Here is an 18,353-nt window from a genome sequence, read left to right as displayed (position 1 = left end):
AAAAAATGAAACGTGTTGCTTTTATGTTTCCAGGTCAAGGTTCCCAAGATATTGGGATGGGAAAAGAATTTTATGATACATATCCAGAAGTTCAAGAACTTTTTCATAAAGGAAATGAATTATTAAATAAAGATATTACCAAATTAATGTTTGAAGGACCGAAAGAGACGTTAACGGAAACGGAAAATGCTCAACCTTCATTATTGCTTTCAAGTATTGCTGTACATCAACTGCTTATTAAAGAGGAAATTGAACCTGTTATGACAGTTGGACATAGTTTAGGGGAATATAGTGCATTAGTTGCTGCAGGAGCAATAAGTTTTGATAATGCATTACCACTTGTTGCCACCCGAGGGAAATTAATGGAAAATGCCTTTCCAAAAGGCAAGGGTACCATGGCAGCTGTATTGGGCTTAAACGAGCAGGAAATCGCAAAGGCAATACAATCTATTACAGATGAAGTAGTGGATATTGCAAATTTAAATTGTCCAGGACAAATAGTTATTTCTGGTTCGAAGGAAGGAATTGAAGAGGCAAGTAAATTATTAAAGGAAAATGGTGCGAAGAGAGTTTTACCTTTAAATGTTAGTGGTCCATTCCACTCCAGATTAATGAAATCCGCGAACGAGGAATTCTCTAACTATTTAAATCAAATAGAATTTAATGATTCTAAAATTCCAGTTTACGCTAACGTTTCTGCTAAACCAGTTTCAAAAAAAAATGAAATAAAAGATCTTCTTATTAAACAATTGTATTCTCCTGTGAGATTTGAAGAGTCCATACGTAACATGATGGAGGAAGGAATAGATGCATTTGTGGAAGTTGGAAATGGCAAGGTTTTAAGCGGCCTTTTGAAAAAAATCGACCGGAAGATACCAACTTTCTCAATACAAGATATCGATTCAATGAATAAATTTATCTCATGGTATAAGGAGGATAACTAATGTTAAAAGGCAAAAATGCTTTAGTAACCGGTGCATCTCGAGGTATTGGAAGAGCAATTGCACTTGAACTAGCGAGGAAAGGTGCAAATGTTGCTGTGAATTATGCTGGCAGTGAAGAAAAAGCGCAACAAGTTGTGGAAGAAATTGAAAGCTACGGTGTAAAAGCATTCAAAATCCAAGCGAATGTTGCGAATGAATCGGAAGTTAAAGGCATGATAAAAGAAGTTACCAGCCAATTTGGTAGCCTAGATATACTTGTAAATAATGCTGGTATAACAAGGGATAATCTTTTAATGCGAATGAAAGAAGAAGAATTTGATGATGTCATTACTACAAACTTAAAAGGGGTATTCTTATGTACGAAAGCCGTAGCTAGACAAATGATGAAGCAAAGATCTGGTAAAATTATTAATGTTGCTTCGATTGTTGGTGTATCTGGTAACCCTGGACAAGCTAATTACGTGGCTGCTAAAGCAGGAGTCATCGGTTTAACAAAAACAACTGCGAAGGAATTTGCTTCACGTAATATTCTAGTGAATGCTGTAGCACCTGGATTTATTGCAACAGATATGACAGATCAATTAACAGATGAACAAAAAGAAGGAATGTTAGGGTTAATTCCTTTACATAAATTAGGACAACCTGAAGATGTTGCGAAAGTAGTTCGATTCCTTGCTTCAGATGATGCAAATTATATGACAGGTCAAACGCTTCATATTGATGGCGGAATGGTTATGTAAATTTCTTGAGTTTTTACTAGTAATTTATTTTATGGATATGATATTATACAATTTTAAGAAAGTCTTTTGAAATTAAAAATTTAGCTAAGAATAAGTTTTGCTAAATTAATTGATACTATTTGAAGGGAGGTGAATAGTAATGGCAGATGTGTTTGACAGAGTTAAAGCAATTATTATCGATCGTCTTGATGTAGATGAAGAAAAAATCACGCTAGAAGCATCTTTTAAAGATGACCTAGAGGCAGATTCACTAGACGTTGTTGAGTTAGTAATGGAACTTGAAGATGAGTTTGATATGGAAATTGCTGATGAAGAAGCTGAAAAAATTAATACAGTAGGGGATGCTGTTAATTACATAAATAGTCAACAGTAAACAATCCTAATAATAGGAAAGTCTCGCAAATTATTGCGAGACTTTCCGTATCTACTTCTCAGAGGTGAAAATATGGAACAACTGGAAAAGCAATTAAACCTGTCCTTTCATGATCATGATTTAATCAGGCAGGCTTTTACACATTCATCGTATGTGAATGAGCATCGGAAGGAAGTATTTTCGGATAATGAACGGTTGGAGTTTTTAGGGGATGCTGTTCTTGAACTAGGTGTGTCTCAATACTTGTATCGAAATCATGAACAAATGCCAGAAGGTGAAATGACGAAGCTAAGAGCTGCGATTGTGTGTGAACCATCTTTAGTAGGATTTGCACAAGATCTTCATTTTGGGGATTATTTGCTACTAGGTAAAGGGGAAGAGCAAACTGGTGGAAGAGAACGCCCAGCAATTTTAGCCGATGTATTTGAAGCCTTTCTTGGCGCGTTATATCTCGATCAGGGATTTGATATAGCTTTAGATTTTCTAAAAGAACATGTTTTTCCGAAAATAAAAGCTGGTACTTTTTCGCATGCGATGGATTATAAAAGCCAATTACAAGAATATATTCAGCAATATAAAAACAGAGTTATTGAGTACAAAATAGTGAATGAAAAAGGACCCTCACATAATAAAGAGTTTATTGCTAATGTATTCATTAATAATGAAGTTGTTGGCGAAGGAATTGGTAGAACCAAAAAAGAAGCAGAGCAAAGAGCAGCAAAGATTGCACTGGATACTTTTAATGCTTAGTAGAAAAGCTGTTATTCTGGGAATAACAGCTTTTTGCTATTTCTTATTTCTTTCTTATAGAGCCCAATTCTTCGACAAATGCTTGCGTCTCTAACGTACTAAGTTGTCCTTTTTTCTTAATGATATCGTACATTAGTTTCAGATCATCATATTTATTAATATCATAATCCTCAGCATCTAGTAACCCTCGATTTACCACATTTAATTTATCTGCTAATTCATCAAGAAGAATTTTAAGATTCTCTTGTGATGCTACTTTTAAATCCATTTGCAATCCCCCCATTTTAGATACAATTGCTAATCTGCGTTATGTATTGATTCCATACTTCTTTATGTCACTAATTTTATGATAAGATAAATGCGACAAAAAGCCAATGACTTTTTATCAAGTACGATAAAAAATCCGCCTTAGTTATCTGAACCCTCTATTATAATTATAACTTGGTGTTATTCCTTTTATTTATGTTTAATTATAAAAAATTGTTATTTCAATTATGGCTACGCTTGCAGTAAACTAAAAATAACCAATTTAATTAGTGTTCTTTACTTTAAAAGATAATTATTTAGCTAACTTTACAACCAATCAGCAATTAACTTTAGGACTATTGGCTTTTGCTATATATCTATGGGTTATTTTTCTAATAGCTATGTCGTAGTCTGAATTAATAGGTATCGCACTAGTTCAATTGGCCTAGTATCAAGTGTGTTTTTAACGTTTGTCGCTATCCTGGCAACATTTTTTATTGGTGAAAATAGGGTGATTTAAAAGGAGTAGATTAAAAAATGAGTCAGTACAAAATTGGCGTTCTATATGGTGACGGAATCGGTCCAGAAATTGTAGATTCAACTGTTGAGATAGTTAACGCAGCTTGCAGGCAGTTAAAGCTGAATGTTTTGAAGTTTCAATACCTCCCTATTGGCTGGGAATCTATTGATAAATTAGGTCATCCGGTACCATCTTCGACAAAAGAAGCATTAGCTGAGCTAGATGGTTGGATTATGGGTCCCCATGATTCAGCTTCCTATCCTGATAAATTTAAAGAGATAAGAAACCCTAGTGGAGAATTACGTCATTCCTTTGATTTGTATGCGAATATTAGACCTTCGAAATCAATTCCAGGTGTAAAAGGTTTGGTAGAAAATGCAAATCTAGTTATTTATCGAGAAAATACGGAAGGGTTTTATCCAGATCGCAACATGTATTCAGGAGTTGGGGAGTGGAAAATAACGCCGGATGTAGCTGTGTCCACCGGGGTCTTCACAAGAAAGGCTATTACAAGAATTGCGAAGGCAGCCTTTGAAGCGGCTATGAGTAGAAGGAAAAAAGTGACGATTGTACATAAAGCGAATGTAATTAGATTAGGAACCGGTATGTTTAAAGATATTTGTTTGGAGGTTGCAAAAGATTATCCAGATGTTCAAGTGGATGATTATCATATTGATGCAATGACGGCTCACCTTGTAAGAAATATTTATCAGTTTGATGTTATTGTAACAGAGAATATGTTTGGAGATATTTTATCAGATTTAGCGGGAGAACTTGCAGGTAGTTTGGGGTTGGCACCATCCATTAACACGAATAGCCAACAGGTAATGGCTCAAGCTGCTCATGGATCTGCACCAGATATAGCTGGTCAAAATAAAGCCAACCCTGTCGGAATAATCCTATCAACCGTAATGTTGCTTCAATGGCTTGGTGGCCGACATAAAGATGATAAGTTAATTGAAATTGCCAATCTAATAGAACAAAGTATATTTACAGTTATGGAAGAAGGAATAAAGACGGTTGATTTGAATGGAAAGGAGACGACAACTTCTTTTACCAAAGCCGTTATGAATAAGATTCAACGACAATAGTGAGAAATTACTACATAGTTATATACTTCCATACCAATACTACTCCCTAAAGCAACAAAGTAGACCACTTAAAAAAACAGGTCTAGAATATAACATATAGGGTGGTATCTACCCTAAGAAATTTGCACACATTCATGAGAGAAGGGTTTTTATGGTATTTAAAAATGTAACTGTCGCTGGTAGTGGCGTACTAGGTAGTCAAATTGCTTATCAAATTGCCTTTAAAGGTTTTAACGTAAGCGTATATGACATTAATGATAAGGCTATAGAGACAGCAAAGGGACGAATTGAAAAGCTTAAAGATCGTTACAAAGAAGATCTTGGTGCCACTGATGAGCAGGTAAATCAAGCATATAAAAGTATGAACTTTTATTCGGATTTAGGAAAAGCTGTTGAACAGGCGGATTTGGTAATTGAGGCTGTTCCGGAACTAACGGATATTAAAATAAATTTCTACCATCAATTAGCAGAGGTTGCTCCAAAGCATACGATCTTTGCATCAAATTCTTCGACAATGCTTCCGAGCCAATTCGCTGATGCAACAGGTCGTCCAGAGAAATTTTTAATGCTGCACTTTGCAAATGAAATTTGGAAAAATAATACCGCTGAAATTATGAAGCATGAAGGAACGGACATGAAGGTATTTCAGGATTTAGTGGATTTTGCAAAAGAGATTGGTATGATTCCACTTCCAATTTACAAGGAGCAGCCTGGCTATATCTTGAACTCCCTATTGGTACCATTCTTGGATGCAGCTCAACAATTGCTAGTCAATGAAATAGCAGATGTTGAAACAATTGACAAAACGTGGATGGTTGCAACAGGTGCACCGAATGGACCATTTGCTACTCTTGATATCATTGGGATTCGTACACCATATAACCTATCTAAAGCAAAAGGTGAAGCAGGAGACGAAAATGCCAAGAAAGTTGCTGAATATTTAAAGGTAAATTATTTGGACAAGGGTAAACTTGGTGTTGAATCAGGTGAAGGCTTCTACAAATATCCAAACCCAGCTTATAAAAATGAAGATTTCTTGAAATAGGTATTAAAAAGCGAAACTTATTCCCAAGTAGGGATTAAAAATATAAGTAATATGATTAAAAAGCTTCTCGAAATACGAGAGGCTTTTTTTACTTTTAGAGGAATATAGTAATAGAGTACAATACAAATATGCCTAATTCATATGTTTATGGTAAAATAAATGCGGTAAAAAGCCAATGACTTATGTGAAAGAACGAAAAAAGGTTCTTTTTATTTAGATATAGGAGAATGATTATGTATTTAAAACGGTTAGAAAGTGTTGGATTCAAATCATTTGCTGAACGTATCAGTGTTGATTTTGTTCCAGGTGTTACTGCTGTCGTTGGTCCTAACGGTAGTGGTAAAAGCAATATAACAGATGCAATCAGATGGGTGCTTGGAGAACAATCGGCAAAAACGTTACGTGGATCCAAGATGGAGGATATTATTTTCCAAGGTAGTGATTCAAGAAAACCGTTAAATGTAGCTGAAGTAACATTAGTTTTAGACAATCAAAATCATTCATTGCCATTAGATTATGATGAAGTTAGTGTAACAAGAAGGGTATATCGATCGGGTGATAGTGAATTTTATATAAATAAACAATCATGTCGTTTAAAAGATATTATAGACTTATTTATGGATTCTGGTCTTGGCCGTGATGCTTTTTCCATTATTAGCCAAGGAAAGGTAGAAGAAATTTTAAGTTCCAAAGCGGAAGAAAGACGAACTATTTTCGAAGAGGCTGCCGGGGTCTTGAAATATAAACAGAGAAAAAAGAAAGCAGAATATAAATTAGCTGAGACCCAAGAAAATTTAAATCGTGTGGAAGATATTATTTATGAGATTGAACAACAGAAAGAGCCCTTATGGGAACAAGCTGAAAAAGCAAAAAATTACATGAAATTAAAAGAAGAACTGAAGCAAGAGGAGATATCTCTTTTAATTACCGAAATTGAAAAGCTACATAATGAATGGAAAGCATTGTTGGATATAATCAATGAGAAAAAAAATGAAGAAATAAAGATGAAAACCTCCATTCGTCAAAAAGAATCCCAAATTGAAAAACAAAGACTACAAATAAATAAATTAGATAAAGAAATTGAAAATAAGCAAGATGAATTACTCCAGACTTCAGAGTTGCTCGAAAAATATGAAGGGAAAAAGCAATTATTTAACGAACGTTCGAAACACTTTGATGAAAATAAGCAAAAGTTAGAACGATTAAAAGAAGAAACAGCAGAAAGTATTAAGAATCTAGAAAAGGAATTATTAGAAGAACAAGGGAAATTAACTAACCTTTCAGATTCCAGGAAAAAAGCGAAGCAACAAATACAACAGTTACAGGAAAAATTGGCAATAAGTGAAGAGTCCATTTCTGATCAGATTGAAGGTTTGAAGTCAGATTATATTGAGTTTCTAAATAAACAAGCAGCTATCAGAAATGAAAAGCAATCCATTAAACAACAAAAACAACAAATATTTGGGAGGAAGGATAGACAAGCCTCAAGGTTTAAAGATTCATTGAGGCAAAGAGAAGAACTTTCGCTAAAGAAAGAAGAAACGGAAGCCAAATTAATTCAACAAGAGAAATTATGGACAACCATTCAAGAAGAAACGACCGATATTAAATCGAAGTTGGAAAAAGAAAGGAATTTATTTCAGGAATCACAAACAAAGCTTTATCAAGGTTATCAATATATAGAAAAGTTGAAATCCCAAAAAGAAATGCTTGAAGAAATGAAGGAGGACTTCCAAGGTTTTTTCCAAGGCGTAAAGGCAATTTTAAAAGCACGTGAACAAAAACAGTTAGAAAATATCCATGGTGCAGTCATTGAATTAATTGATGTTCCAAAGAATTACATTACAGCTATTGAGACCGTGCTTGGTGGTCAAGCTCAACATATTGTTGTGCAACATGATCTTGCAGCTAGAAATGCAATTCAGTGGTTAAAACAAACGAATAATGGTCGTGCTACTTTTCTCCCACTAGAGTCAATTCAAGAACGTTTCATAACGAATGACGTGCTTTTACAAATTAACAAACACCCCGGATTTATCGGTGTTGCTGCTAATCTCGTTCAAGTAGAATCTCTTTATCGTAAAGCCGTTAATCATTTAATGGGGCATGTAATCATATCGAAAACATTAAAAGATGCCAATGAAATTGCTCGAATGATCGGGCGGAGATTTCGGGTTGTAACGTTAGATGGCGATGTTGTGAATCCTGGAGGTTCGATGTCAGGCGGTGCGCTTAAGAAAACGAATCAATCTTTATTTTCTAGAGATAAAGATATAAAAGAATTAAATGAAAAGATAAATCAATTTCAACAAAAAATTACCTTGTTTGAACAAAAATTGGCTAATCAAAAAGAAAAAATTTCCGATCTAGAAAACCAATTCAAGACCAATGAAGAATCATTAGTACAAGAACAACAATCATTGCAAAAACTTCAGTCCTATTGTAAAGAATTAGAACTGAAATTGGATTCCTTAAATAACAATCTCTCTATATACGATCAGGATCATAAACAATATATTCATGAGAGTGAACGGCTAGAAAAAAGGGATAAAGAACTGACAAAAAAATTGCATGATATTAAACAGGAATTGGAAGAAATTCAAAAGAAGATGGATCAATTAAGTGAAGAAGAAACACAACTTAGAGATAGTAAAGAGGTAATGCAACAAGAATTACATCAATGTCAAATTTCTTTAGCAGAACAGGAAGAAAGGATAAAAAACCAGAAAGAAAAGGTAAAATCTGTAGAAACAAGGATAACGGAGTCTAATAATTTGCTACGTTCTTATAAAAAGGACCTAGATAATTTATACGAAATGGCTTATATTGAGGAAACGGAAGAAGAAATTGATCAAAAGCTGGAATTAAATCGCAAGAAAAAAGAAGGATTAACCAATCTTATTCAGGAAAGACGTTTACAACGCGCACAATTAACACAGATTATCCAAGATGAGGAAAAAGAATTAAAAGAAGAAAATAAAAGGCACCAAACTTTTGCTCAAGAGATACAACAAAAAGAGGTTCAAGCAAATCGTCTAGACGTCGATTTGGAAAATAGGTTAAACCATCTACAAACCGAATATACGATTACTTTTGAAAAAGCATCACAACTTTATGAAAAAGTAACAGATGTGACGGAGTCAAAAGCCCTTGTAACTGATTTAAAGGCAAGAATAGAAAGATTAGGAACGGTGAATTTAGGGGCAATTGACGAGTACGATAGGATTTCTGAACGATATGAGTTTTTATCTGGCCAAAGGAATGATCTTGTAGAGGCAAAAGAAACGTTATATTCTGTTATTTCGGAAATGGACGAAGAAATGATAAAACGATTTGATGATACATTTTCTAAAATAAAAGAAGAATTTGCGGTTGTTTTCCAGCAATTATTTGGTGGTGGTCATGCGGAATTAAAATTAACCGATCCCAAACATTTATTGGATACAGGTGTGGATATTATCGCCCAACCACCAGGGAAAAAACTACAAAACTTAGGGCTTTTATCTGGTGGAGAGCGATCTTTAACTGCTATAGCTTTATTATTTGCTATATTACGAGTACGTCCAGTCCCTTTTTGTATACTGGATGAAGTAGAAGCTGCTTTAGACGAAGCTAACGTTACTCGTTTTGCAAAATATATTAAATTGTATAGTGAAAATACACAATTTATTGTTATCACTCATCGTAAAGGAACGATGGAAGAAGCGGATGTCCTTTACGGAGTAACAATGCAGGAATCAGGGGTTTCTCGATTGGTTTCTGTAAGACTTGAAGACACGAAGGAATTAATTAATTCTTAAGGAGGTAGTTCACAATGGGTTTTATGGATAAGTTGAAAACTAAGTTTACACAAAATAAAGAAACCAAAAAAGTAAGTGAAAAATATAAAGAAGGTATGAAAAAAAGTAGAAATACTTTTTCCGGTAAGATTAACGACCTAATTGCGAGATATCGGAAGGTAGATGAAGACTTTTTTGAAGAATTGGAAGAAGTGCTTATTACTGCAGACGTAGGAGTTATGACAGTAATGGATCTAATTGACGAATTGAAAATGGAAGTGAAACGTCAAAATATAAAAGATACAAGTGAAGTGAAGAATGTCATTTCAGAAAAATTAGTTGAGATCTATCATGGCGACGATGATGAAGAAATAAAAACATTAAACATTCAAGAAGAAGGCTTATCCGTAATTTTAGTAGTTGGTGTAAATGGTGTAGGAAAAACAACTTCTATAGGGAAATTAGCAAATCAATTAAAACAGCAAGGGAAAAAAGTTGTGCTTGCAGCAGGGGACACTTTTAGAGCTGGTGCTATTGAACAGCTTGAGGTTTGGGGAGAACGTGCTGGTGTTGATGTCATTAAACACAGTGCGGGAAGTGATCCTGCCGCTGTCGTTTTTGATGGTATAAAAGCTGCCAAATCAAGAAATGCAGATGTTTTAATTTGTGATACTGCTGGGCGGCTTCAAAATAAAGTTAACTTAATGAACGAGCTTTCTAAAGTTAAACGCGTAATAGAACGTGAAATTCCTGGTGCTCCACATGAAGTGTTATTAGTTTTAGATGCAACTACAGGTCAAAACGCGTTAAATCAAGCGAAAACATTTTCTGAAGCAACAGATGTAACTGGAATAGTTTTAACGAAATTAGATGGTACTGCAAAAGGTGGTATTGTACTCGCAATTCGTAATGAACTTAATATTCCAGTAAAATATGTTGGACTTGGAGAAAAAGTGGATGATCTTCAGCAATTTGATGCTAATGCATTTGTCTACGGATTATTCGCAGATATGTTAGAAGAAGAGGTAGAAGAAGAATAACTAGGTAGGAATATAATCCTTGACAGACAACCTTGTTAAAGTATGATATTATGTAAAGGAGATTCACTTAACAAAGGGGTGACGTTTTGATAGAGAAAACAACCCGGGTAAATTATTTATATGATTTTTATCAAACTTTATTAACTTCAAAACAACGAAACTATATGGAACTGTACTATTTGGAAGATTATTCTCTAGGTGAAATTTCTGAACTACATCAAGTTTCTAGACAAGCAGTTTATGATAATATTAAACGAACTGAATCGATGCTTGAGTCCTATGAAGAGAAACTTCACCTATATGAACGTTTTTTAAAACGGGCTTCTATATTAGAAAAAATGGAAGAATATACTTCAGATGAAAATATACTATCTTTCATTCAGCAATTAAAAGAATTAGATTAGGGGGAAACCTTCTATGGCATTTGAAGGATTAGCCGACCGTCTGCAAAGTACGATGAAAAAAATTACCGGTAAAGGTAAGGTTTCAGAACAAGATGTTAAAGAAATGACTCGCGAGGTACGCCTTGCATTGTTAGAAGCAGACGTTAACTTTAAGGTTGTGAAAGACTTAATTAAACGAATTAAAGAACGTGCTGTTGGACAGGAAGTGATGGAAAGTTTAACTCCTGGTCAACAGGTTATTAAAGTTGTTAAAGAAGAATTAACGAATTTAATGGGTGGAGAACAAAGTAAGATTGCGGTAAGCGACCGTCCGCCAACTATTATTATGATGGTAGGTTTACAAGGGGCTGGTAAAACAACCACTACAGGAAAGTTAGCTAACCATCTTCGTAAAAAACATAATCGTTCTCCACTGCTCGTAGCATGTGATGTGTACCGTCCAGCAGCGATTAATCAATTAGAGACGCTTGGTCAACAATTAAGTATGCCAGTTTTTTCTATGGGAACAGAAGCTAATCCTGTAGATATTGCTACAAAAGCAATTGAAAAAGCGAAAGAAGAACATAATGATTATGTCATTATTGATACTGCTGGTCGTCTTCATGTCGATACCGATTTAATGGATGAACTGCAACAAATCAAAGAAAATGTCAAACCAGATGAAATCTTCTTGGTAGTAGATGCCATGACTGGACAAGATGCGGTTAACGTTGCGGAAAGCTTTAATGAACAGTTGGACATAACTGGAGTAGTATTAACGAAATTAGATGGGGATACTCGTGGTGGTGCAGCCTTATCTATTAAAGCTGTTACCGATAAATCAATTAAATTTGCCGGAATGGGTGAAAAATTAGATCAGTTAGAACCATTCCATCCTGAACGAATGGCTTCTAGGATTTTAGGAATGGGGGATGTACTTTCCCTTATCGAAAAAGCACAAGCAAATGTTGATGAAAAGCAGGCAAAAGAATTAGAAGAAAAAATGCGTACCATGTCATTTACTTTTGACGACTTTCTTGAACAAATGGGGCAAGTAAGAAATATGGGGCCATTAGATGAACTTATTAACATGATCCCAGGTGTAAATAAGATGAAAGGTCTTAAAAATGCCCAAATAGATGAGAAACAGCTCTCGCAAGTAGAAGCTATTATTCAATCTATGACAAAAAAAGAAAGGCAAGAACCCGGCATTATTAATGCTAGCCGTAAAAAAAGAATAGCTAAAGGATCCGGAACTACCGTATCTCAAGTTAATCGTCTTTTAAAACAGTTCAATGAAATGAAGAAAATGATGAAACAAATGACCAACATGCAAAAAGGCAAAAAAGGCAAAGGATTTAACCTTCCGTTTATGTAGAAAAAGCATATGCCGACATTGGCCGCAAAGGTCGCATTTAGTCGGCCTTCCTTTATTACTTTGGGTCGATGTTGACTTTCATCACAAGGGTATAAGTGCGACTAAGCCTATGGTTTCACCAGTCCGAAAGTCTTCTTTATCGTGTCATGAGGTAAAGGAAGTCTCGCTACGGCTTTAGCGCTGGAGCTAGATTAGAAAAAGCAGACGCGCTCGGAAATTTGATTTATGGATTGTTACTTTATATAATGTAATGGAAAAACACTTTACAGACAAAAAATTATCTGTTAGAATCATATCTTGTGAATAACATTAATGGAGGTGCTATAAAAAATGGCAGTAAGAATTCGTTTAAAACGTATGGGATCTAAAAGAAATCCTTTCTATCGTATTGTTGTAGCAGATTCACGTTCTCCTCGTGACGGACGTAATATTGAACAGGTTGGAACTTACAATCCGGTTGCTAACCCAGCTGAAATTAAAATAGATGAGGATAAAGCACTTGATTGGATGAAAAAAGGCGCTAAACCAAGTGACACAGTTCGTAATCTATTCTCACAACAAGGCATCATGAAAAAATTCCACGAACAAAAAAACTAATAGTAAAGTAGTGTGATATCATGAAAGCCCTAATAGAATCGATTGTTACTCCGCTTGTTGATAGCCCTGAAGATATTGTTGTTACAAAAACAGAAGAAGATAGTAAGATTGTATACCATCTTACTGTTCACAAAGACGATGTTGGTAAGGTTATTGGCAAGAACGGGCGTATTGCAAAGGCGATTCGAACAGTTGTATATGCAGCTAAAACAGATGGGAAAAAACGCATTTACTTAGATATTATGTAATCGAAGGGAAAGGAACCTGTTGGTTTTGCTTTCCCTTTTCTGTATTATTTTTAAGAGGATGTTTTAAAAGTCCGGTAAAAATGACACTTTGAATTTCTTTGTTGGTGATCATGGATTAAAGGAAGGCCGAATAAAAACAGCCTTTGTGACTAATGTCGGCATACCTAAATGTAGGGGCAGCGTTGCAACTTGTGTAGAATCGGTCCTTTTTATCCCCCTTTTTTAACGCGTATTGTAAGAGACCTTTTGTGAGAGTGAGGAAAATAATGAAGATAATAAAAAAAGTCCTAGTCAAACAAATAGTCACTGAGAAAAGTAGAAAAAAATTATTGAACCAGTTTAATAAGCAAAAAATGCGACTTGAACAAGAGTGTCAACAACTTCTGTTTGAAAAAAAGAAATTACAAAATAAACCCGGCGTTTCCAAACAAGATGTAACACGTAGATTTCAAAATGAAATTACGAAACGCAGGGAAAAAATGGATCTAATTGATTTTAAAATAGAACAAATGGAGATGCTTGAACTAGGTGTAGAAATAGTAGAAGACGAAGTTGAAGCTCTTGTTGAGGTTACAGAAGGAATGAATTGGGAAGAAATAATGAGCGAGCAATCCATTGTGATAAAAGATGGCATAATTGTTCGTGTTGATAAATAGAGAAAGAAGAGTGATAATATGACAATAAACATGTTTAACGTTGGAAAAATTCTAAATACTCATGGTATCCGTGGGGAAGTAAAAGTTTTGCGGATTAGTGATTTTGATGACCGCTTTCAAATAGGTAGTACTGTCTACTTAGATAAAAAGGATGGGGAACCATTAGAATTAGTCATTGATGGACATCGTATACATAAAGGGTATGATCTTTTACAATTCGAAGGGTATCATAATATCAATGATGTGGAGAACTTTAAGGGGTTATATTTGAAAATATCTGAAGAGCAATTGACTGAGTTAGATGATAATGAATTTTACTACCATGAGATTATTGGCTGTGATGTGCATACTACAGATAATCAGTATATTGGTAAGATAAAAGAAATCTTATCACCTGGAGCAAATGACGTATGGGTTGTGAAACAGCCGAAAGGAAAGGATATTTTAGTACCTTATATAAAAGAAGTAGTGAAGTCTGTCGACATAGAAGAAAAAAACGTTAGGATAGAACTAATGGAAGGATTGCTAGATTAATGCACATCGATATTCTCACATTATTTCCCGAAATGTTTACAGGGGTTTTTCAGAGTTCCATTCTCAAAAGAGCAAGTGAACGAGGTCAGTTCAGCTATCAATTGGTGAATTTTAGGGATTATACGAAAAACAAGCATAATAAAGTAGATGATTATCCATATGGTGGTGGCGCTGGGATGGTTCTATCTCCACAACCTGTTTTTGATGCGGTTGAATCACTCTCAATAGCTACAAAGGGAAAAAAACCACGTATTATATTAATGTGTCCCCAAGGCGAACCTTATAACCAAAAAAAAGCGGAAGAATTTGCGAACGAAGATCATCTAATATTTATTTGTGGGCATTATGAAGGGTATGACGAAAGAATTAGAACACATCTTGTCACAGATGAAATATCGATAGGGGATTATGTATTAACAGGTGGAGAGCTAGGCGCAATGGTAGTAGTGGACAGTGTAGTTCGTTTATTACCTGAAGTATTAGGAAATGAAAAGTCGGCAGTTCAAGATTCATTTTCTTCTGGTTTGTTGGAGCATCCACATTATACACGTCCAGCGAATTTCCGCGGTTTGGAAGTCCCTGATATTTTATTATCAGGTAATCATGCAAAGATTGAAAAATGGCGTAAAGAACAATCATTGAAAAGAACGTATGAACGAAGAAAAGATATGCTGGAGTCTATTCAGTTGTCTGATGAAGATAGGAAACTATTAAATAAAATAAAAAATGAAGATAGTTAAAACAAGACTTTAAATATAGTTGAACAAATGGTTGCTTTATGTTATATTAATGATTGTGCTTAAGTTCGTTTAAGCCGTAAAACGATGTTCCGCTGTTCTTAGAGAATGATGAACATTAGTTTGGAAGGAGAGTTTAGAATGCAACAATTAATTGCAGACATTACGAAAGATCAATTACGTACAGACCATCCTGATTTCCGTCCTGGAGATACTGTTAAGGTTCACGTTAAAGTTGTTGAAGGAACTCGTGAACGTATCCAGGTTTTTGAAGGTGTTGTTATTAAACGTCAAAACGGTGGAATCAGTGAAACATTTACAGTAAGAAAGATTTCTTACGGTGTTGGTGTAGAACGTACATTCCCAGTACATTCACCTCGTGTTGATAAAATTGAAGTAGTTCGTCGTGGTGTAGTACGCCGTGCTAAACTTTACTACCTACGTAATTTACGTGGTAAAGCTGCACGCATTAAAGAACGCCGATAATAAAGATAAGCCCACGCGCCCACAGGCTTTAGCGCTGGAGCTAAACATCTAAAAACTGTATACCAGTAATAAAAAAAGAACTTGAGTATTTAACCAAGTTCTTTTTTTATCCCACCTGAAAGGGCAGTAAGACTCCCGCCTTAAGCTTTTGGGGAAACAAAGAAGGTAGGTAGGAGATCAACTGCCCGTAAAGGTCCGATAAGTGCTACTAACCATCAATGAGGGATGAAGGATACCCCCCACTGATGGAAGTCTTCTTTATTAAAAACAATGAATGGTTTTTATTATTTAGTTCATTAAATTACGTGGATTATGATAAAATATAGTATAAAGAGATTGCGTGACGTGGAGGAGAACGCATGGCGAATAAAAAGAAAGAATGGTTTGATCGGTTAAAAGCATTATTACTTGCATTGGGCTTGGCACTTGTTGTACGTATGTTTTTATTCTCTCCAATAGTTGTCGATGGACCATCGATGTTGCCAACCCTACATGACAAAGATCAAATGATAGTCAATAAAATAGGGTATAAAATCGGAGAACCAGAACGTTTTGATATTGTAGTATTTCATGCGTCTGCTCAAAAAGACTTTATTAAAAGGGTAATTGGTTTACCTGGTGAACACGTTGCTGTTAAGGATGAGGTTTTATATATAAATGGTGAGCCTGTTGAAGAACCATTTTTAAGTGAACAAAAAAGAAATTTGGGACCATATCAAACCTTAACAAATGATTTTACATTGGAAGAGTTACCAGGAGAGTTTACAACTATTCCAGAAGGTCACGTGCTCGTGTTAGGGGATAATCGGGGTAACTCAACAGATAGCCGAATGTTAGGGGTTATTTCGATGGATCAAATTGTAGGAAAAGCAAGTTTAATTTATTGGCCTCTGGATAGAATGCGAATCGTAGGAGAGTAGGACTTTTATGACTATACAATGGTTTCCAGGACACATGGCAAAAGCGAAACGGGAAGTAGAGGAAAAATTAAAACTAGTTGATTTTGTAATAGAATTGGTTGATGCTAGAGCGCCATTGTCTTCACAAAATCCAATGCTTCGACAGGTATTGCAAAATAAATCTAAAATGATTGTTATGATGAAAAAGGATTTAGCTGATACGAAAATTACAGAACAATTCTTATCTTATTTTCAAGAACAAGATATACCAGCTGTAGCAGTGGATGTAAATGAGAAAGAGGATATAAAAAATGTTATTCAACTTGCCAAACAATTAGGGCAAGAAAAAATAAAAAAATTAGAAAAAAAGGGAATTAAGCCTAGGCCGGCAAGAGCGATGATTGTAGGAATCCCAAATGTAGGGAAGTCGACACTCATTAATCGACTTGCGAACAAAAAGGTCGCGAAAACAGGTGATCGACCCGGCATTACGAAACATCAATTATGGATTAAAGTTAAGAAAGACTTTGAGCTCTTAGACACTCCAGGAATTCTCTGGCCCAAATTTGAAGATCAAACAGTTGGCTATCGTCTGGCGGCAATTGGGACGATTAAAGATCAATTATTATCTCTACAGGATATAGTTGCTTTTGTTATTACCTTTATGCAAGAGCACTACCCGAATCGACTTATGGAAAGATATCAAATTGAACAGGATATGGATGATATGTGGGATATCTTTGTTAAAATTGGCAAACTTCGCGGAGCATTAGAAAGCGGTGGAAATGTAAATTTTGACAAAGTATCTGATCTTGTTTTAAGGGATTTAAGAACAGGAAGACTTGGTAAAATAACGCTTGAACGGCTATAAACATTTAAGTAATCTATTTGAAAATGACATCCATCTAGATTTGATGGATGTTTTATTTTGCGGGTAGGGAAATATTTGGTGAGATAAATCCTTCTCATCTGGGGTCTTCAATACTCGACCCACCGTAAAGATTTGTAAACTAAGTTATTCGCCGAGCCGGTATTCTAAAAAACAACATAGATAACGAGAGAGTAAGGTGTATTCATGAAAAAACAACCTATTTCAAAGCTTCAAAGCTTATTTAGACAAGGTTTAATAACTGAGGAGTTAGTGAGCGAATTAAGATTAGATGAACGAAAAGGTGTTCAAAATTTAATAAAGGGTTATGAAAAACAGAAACGTAAGGAAATGGAATTAGAAGTAAAGTATAATGAAATGTGTCAAATAGAAAATAGAGCTCGATCACTTGGAAAACAATATATAGCGGGTGTTGATGAAGCTGGAAGAGGCCCATTGGCGGGTCCGGTCGTTGCTGCGGCTGTTATACTACCATTGGATTTTAAATTACTTGGCCTAAACGATTCCAAACAACTTAATGAAGTAACTAGGGAAAAATACTATAAAATAATAATTGAAAAAGCGATAAGTTATGGTGTTGGGATCGTGGATAATAGAAAAATTGATGAAATTAATATTTTTGAAGCTACCAAATTAGCGATGACGGAAGCTATAAAAAATCTTCATGTTTCTCCTGATCATGTATTAATCGATGCAGTAAATTTGAAAAATCTCACGTATACGTATGAATCAATCATAAAAGGGGATGCAAAAAGTGTATCTATTGCTGCAGCAAGTATTATAGCAAAAGTAACGCGTGATCGAATTATGAAAGAAATACATAGAGAATATCCCGAGTATGACTTTGCATCAAATATGGGGTATGGTACTAAAATTCATATGGAAAAATTAAAGGAATTCGGCGCAACTCCATTTCATCGTTATACATTTGGACCAGTGCGGAATGCGCTCAATGTGAAGGAGGGAGTTACAGCTGAATATAAATAAAGTATTAGGAAAACCTTTTTCACAGTCTTCG

Annotated in this window: 20 protein-coding genes; 19 read left to right on the top strand and 1 reads right to left on the bottom strand. The window is 35.1% G+C overall.

From position 1 onward, the window contains the following. The first annotated feature begins 5 nt into the window (after positions 1–5). The 4 genes from fabD (at position 6) to rnc (ending at position 2,807) form a co-directional block, all read left to right on the top strand. Entirely contained in the window at positions 6–944 is a 939-nt protein-coding gene (gene fabD / locus KM885_RS04910; protein ID WP_216883628.1) for an ACP S-malonyltransferase, read from the top strand. Next, positions 944–1,684 carry a 3-oxoacyl-[acyl-carrier-protein] reductase gene (fabG, locus tag KM885_RS04905; protein WP_047186014.1) on the top strand — a complete coding sequence of 247 codons (741 nt, stop codon included), beginning with the start codon at positions 944–946 and terminating at the stop codon, positions 1,682–1,684. The genes fabD and fabG overlap by 1 nt, the downstream gene beginning before the upstream one ends. A 139-nt stretch (positions 1,685–1,823) precedes the next feature. Continuing rightward, the gene (gene acpP, locus KM885_RS04900) at positions 1,824–2,057 is read left to right on the top strand and encodes an acyl carrier protein (RefSeq protein WP_047186015.1); all 234 of its coding nucleotides are present in this window, start codon (positions 1,824–1,826) and stop codon (positions 2,055–2,057) included. A gap of 72 nt (positions 2,058–2,129) precedes the next feature. Then, positions 2,130–2,807 carry a ribonuclease III gene (gene rnc, locus KM885_RS04895; protein ID WP_047186016.1) on the top strand — a complete coding sequence of 226 codons (678 nt, stop codon included), beginning with the start codon at positions 2,130–2,132 and terminating at the stop codon, positions 2,805–2,807. Between the two features lie 43 nt (positions 2,808–2,850). Here rnc and KM885_RS04890 read toward each other — a convergent pair whose 3' ends face one another. Beyond that, positions 2,851–3,075, bottom strand: a complete 225-nt coding sequence (locus KM885_RS04890) for a DUF1128 domain-containing protein (protein WP_047186017.1) — start codon at positions 3,073–3,075, stop codon at positions 2,851–2,853. Positions 3,076–3,590: 515 nt separating this feature from the next. On the opposite strand from KM885_RS04890, the gene KM885_RS04885 reads away from it, so the two are divergent. The 15 genes from KM885_RS04885 (at position 3,591) to KM885_RS04815 (ending at position 18,322) form a co-directional block, all read left to right on the top strand. After that, positions 3,591–4,664, top strand: a complete 1,074-nt coding sequence (locus KM885_RS04885) for an isocitrate/isopropylmalate dehydrogenase family protein (protein ID WP_060667889.1) — start codon at positions 3,591–3,593, stop codon at positions 4,662–4,664. A gap of 151 nt (positions 4,665–4,815) precedes the next feature. Further along, entirely contained in the window at positions 4,816–5,709 is an 894-nt protein-coding gene (locus tag KM885_RS04880; RefSeq protein ID WP_216883627.1) for a 3-hydroxyacyl-CoA dehydrogenase, read from the top strand. 233 nt (positions 5,710–5,942) lie between these two features. Further along, positions 5,943–9,509, top strand: a complete 3,567-nt coding sequence (smc, locus tag KM885_RS04875) for a chromosome segregation protein SMC (protein ID WP_145523425.1) — start codon at positions 5,943–5,945, stop codon at positions 9,507–9,509. 14 nt (positions 9,510–9,523) lie between these two features. After that, positions 9,524–10,528 (top strand): signal recognition particle-docking protein FtsY, encoded by a 1,005-nt coding sequence (ftsY, locus tag KM885_RS04870; protein ID WP_047186021.1) that lies wholly within the window; start codon positions 9,524–9,526, stop codon positions 10,526–10,528. Between the two features lie 86 nt (positions 10,529–10,614). After that, complete coding sequence (locus KM885_RS04865) at positions 10,615–10,932, top strand: putative DNA-binding protein (protein WP_047186022.1); 318 nt, start codon at positions 10,615–10,617, stop codon at positions 10,930–10,932. 13 nt (positions 10,933–10,945) lie between these two features. Continuing rightward, positions 10,946–12,289 (top strand): signal recognition particle protein, encoded by a 1,344-nt coding sequence (gene ffh, locus KM885_RS04860; RefSeq protein WP_204798249.1) that lies wholly within the window; start codon positions 10,946–10,948, stop codon positions 12,287–12,289. Positions 12,290–12,619: 330 nt separating this feature from the next. Beyond that, positions 12,620–12,886, top strand: coding sequence for a 30S ribosomal protein S16 (gene rpsP / locus KM885_RS04855; RefSeq protein ID WP_047186024.1), 267 nt, complete (start codon positions 12,620–12,622; stop codon positions 12,884–12,886). Between the two features lie 20 nt (positions 12,887–12,906). Continuing rightward, on the top strand, positions 12,907–13,134 hold the full coding sequence (locus KM885_RS04850; RefSeq protein WP_047186025.1) for a KH domain-containing protein: 228 nt from the start codon (positions 12,907–12,909) through the stop codon (positions 13,132–13,134). 266 nt (positions 13,135–13,400) lie between these two features. Continuing rightward, positions 13,401–13,790 carry a YlqD family protein gene (locus tag KM885_RS04845; protein ID WP_216883626.1) on the top strand — a complete coding sequence of 130 codons (390 nt, stop codon included), beginning with the start codon at positions 13,401–13,403 and terminating at the stop codon, positions 13,788–13,790. 18 nt (positions 13,791–13,808) lie between these two features. Then, positions 13,809–14,324 (top strand): ribosome maturation factor RimM, encoded by a 516-nt coding sequence (gene rimM, locus KM885_RS04840; protein ID WP_047186027.1) that lies wholly within the window; start codon positions 13,809–13,811, stop codon positions 14,322–14,324. Continuing rightward, positions 14,324–15,064: a tRNA (guanosine(37)-N1)-methyltransferase TrmD gene (gene trmD, locus KM885_RS04835; protein WP_145523429.1), complete on the top strand. Its 741-nt coding sequence runs from the start codon at positions 14,324–14,326 to the stop codon at positions 15,062–15,064. The genes rimM and trmD overlap by 1 nt, the downstream gene beginning before the upstream one ends. Positions 15,065–15,202: 138 nt before the next feature. Next, positions 15,203–15,547: a 50S ribosomal protein L19 gene (gene rplS / locus KM885_RS04830; protein ID WP_047186029.1), complete on the top strand. Its 345-nt coding sequence runs from the start codon at positions 15,203–15,205 to the stop codon at positions 15,545–15,547. A gap of 359 nt (positions 15,548–15,906) precedes the next feature. Continuing rightward, a complete protein-coding gene (gene lepB / locus KM885_RS04825; protein ID WP_216883625.1) occupies positions 15,907–16,467 on the top strand; it encodes a signal peptidase I in 561 nt (186 codons plus the stop codon). Positions 16,468–16,474: 7 nt separating this feature from the next. Next, a complete protein-coding gene (gene ylqF / locus KM885_RS04820; RefSeq protein WP_047186031.1) occupies positions 16,475–17,317 on the top strand; it encodes a ribosome biogenesis GTPase YlqF in 843 nt (280 codons plus the stop codon). A 204-nt stretch (positions 17,318–17,521) separates the two neighbouring features. Continuing rightward, the gene (locus KM885_RS04815) at positions 17,522–18,322 is read left to right on the top strand and encodes a ribonuclease HII (protein WP_047186032.1); all 801 of its coding nucleotides are present in this window, start codon (positions 17,522–17,524) and stop codon (positions 18,320–18,322) included. Positions 18,323–18,353: the final 31 nt, after the last annotated feature.

The organism is Oceanobacillus caeni, from assembly GCF_019037185.1.
Lineage (GTDB): Bacteria > Bacillota > Bacilli > Bacillales > Amphibacillaceae > Oceanobacillus > Oceanobacillus caeni.
The sequence above is the reverse complement of the archived record's forward strand: the minus strand, read 5'-3'. Positions and strand labels throughout refer to the sequence as shown.

Excerpts from the sequence above, each read along its gene's own strand:
- fabD (WP_216883628.1), top strand. The coding sequence starts at position 6 with ATGAAACGTGTTGCTTTTATGTTTCCAGGTCAAGGTTCCCAAGATATT.
- fabG (WP_047186014.1), top strand. The coding sequence starts at position 944 with ATGTTAAAAGGCAAAAATGCTTTAGTAACCGGTGCATCTCGAGGTATT.
- acpP (WP_047186015.1), top strand. The coding sequence starts at position 1,824 with ATGGCAGATGTGTTTGACAGAGTTAAAGCAATTATTATCGATCGTCTT.
- rnc (WP_047186016.1), top strand. The coding sequence starts at position 2,130 with ATGGAACAACTGGAAAAGCAATTAAACCTGTCCTTTCATGATCATGAT.
- KM885_RS04890 (WP_047186017.1), bottom strand. The coding sequence starts at position 3,075 with ATGGATTTAAAAGTAGCATCACAAGAGAATCTTAAAATTCTTCTTGAT.
- KM885_RS04885 (WP_060667889.1), top strand. The coding sequence starts at position 3,591 with ATGAGTCAGTACAAAATTGGCGTTCTATATGGTGACGGAATCGGTCCA.
- KM885_RS04880 (WP_216883627.1), top strand. The coding sequence starts at position 4,816 with ATGGTATTTAAAAATGTAACTGTCGCTGGTAGTGGCGTACTAGGTAGT.
- smc (WP_145523425.1), top strand. The coding sequence starts at position 5,943 with ATGTATTTAAAACGGTTAGAAAGTGTTGGATTCAAATCATTTGCTGAA.
- ftsY (WP_047186021.1), top strand. The coding sequence starts at position 9,524 with ATGGGTTTTATGGATAAGTTGAAAACTAAGTTTACACAAAATAAAGAA.
- ffh (WP_204798249.1), top strand. The coding sequence starts at position 10,946 with ATGGCATTTGAAGGATTAGCCGACCGTCTGCAAAGTACGATGAAAAAA.
- rpsP (WP_047186024.1), top strand. The coding sequence starts at position 12,620 with ATGGCAGTAAGAATTCGTTTAAAACGTATGGGATCTAAAAGAAATCCT.
- KM885_RS04850 (WP_047186025.1), top strand. The coding sequence starts at position 12,907 with ATGAAAGCCCTAATAGAATCGATTGTTACTCCGCTTGTTGATAGCCCT.
- KM885_RS04845 (WP_216883626.1), top strand. The coding sequence starts at position 13,401 with ATGAAGATAATAAAAAAAGTCCTAGTCAAACAAATAGTCACTGAGAAA.
- rimM (WP_047186027.1), top strand. The coding sequence starts at position 13,809 with ATGACAATAAACATGTTTAACGTTGGAAAAATTCTAAATACTCATGGT.
- trmD (WP_145523429.1), top strand. The coding sequence starts at position 14,324 with ATGCACATCGATATTCTCACATTATTTCCCGAAATGTTTACAGGGGTT.
- rplS (WP_047186029.1), top strand. The coding sequence starts at position 15,203 with ATGCAACAATTAATTGCAGACATTACGAAAGATCAATTACGTACAGAC.
- lepB (WP_216883625.1), top strand. The coding sequence starts at position 15,907 with ATGGCGAATAAAAAGAAAGAATGGTTTGATCGGTTAAAAGCATTATTA.
- ylqF (WP_047186031.1), top strand. The coding sequence starts at position 16,475 with ATGACTATACAATGGTTTCCAGGACACATGGCAAAAGCGAAACGGGAA.
- KM885_RS04815 (WP_047186032.1), top strand. The coding sequence starts at position 17,522 with ATGAAAAAACAACCTATTTCAAAGCTTCAAAGCTTATTTAGACAAGGT.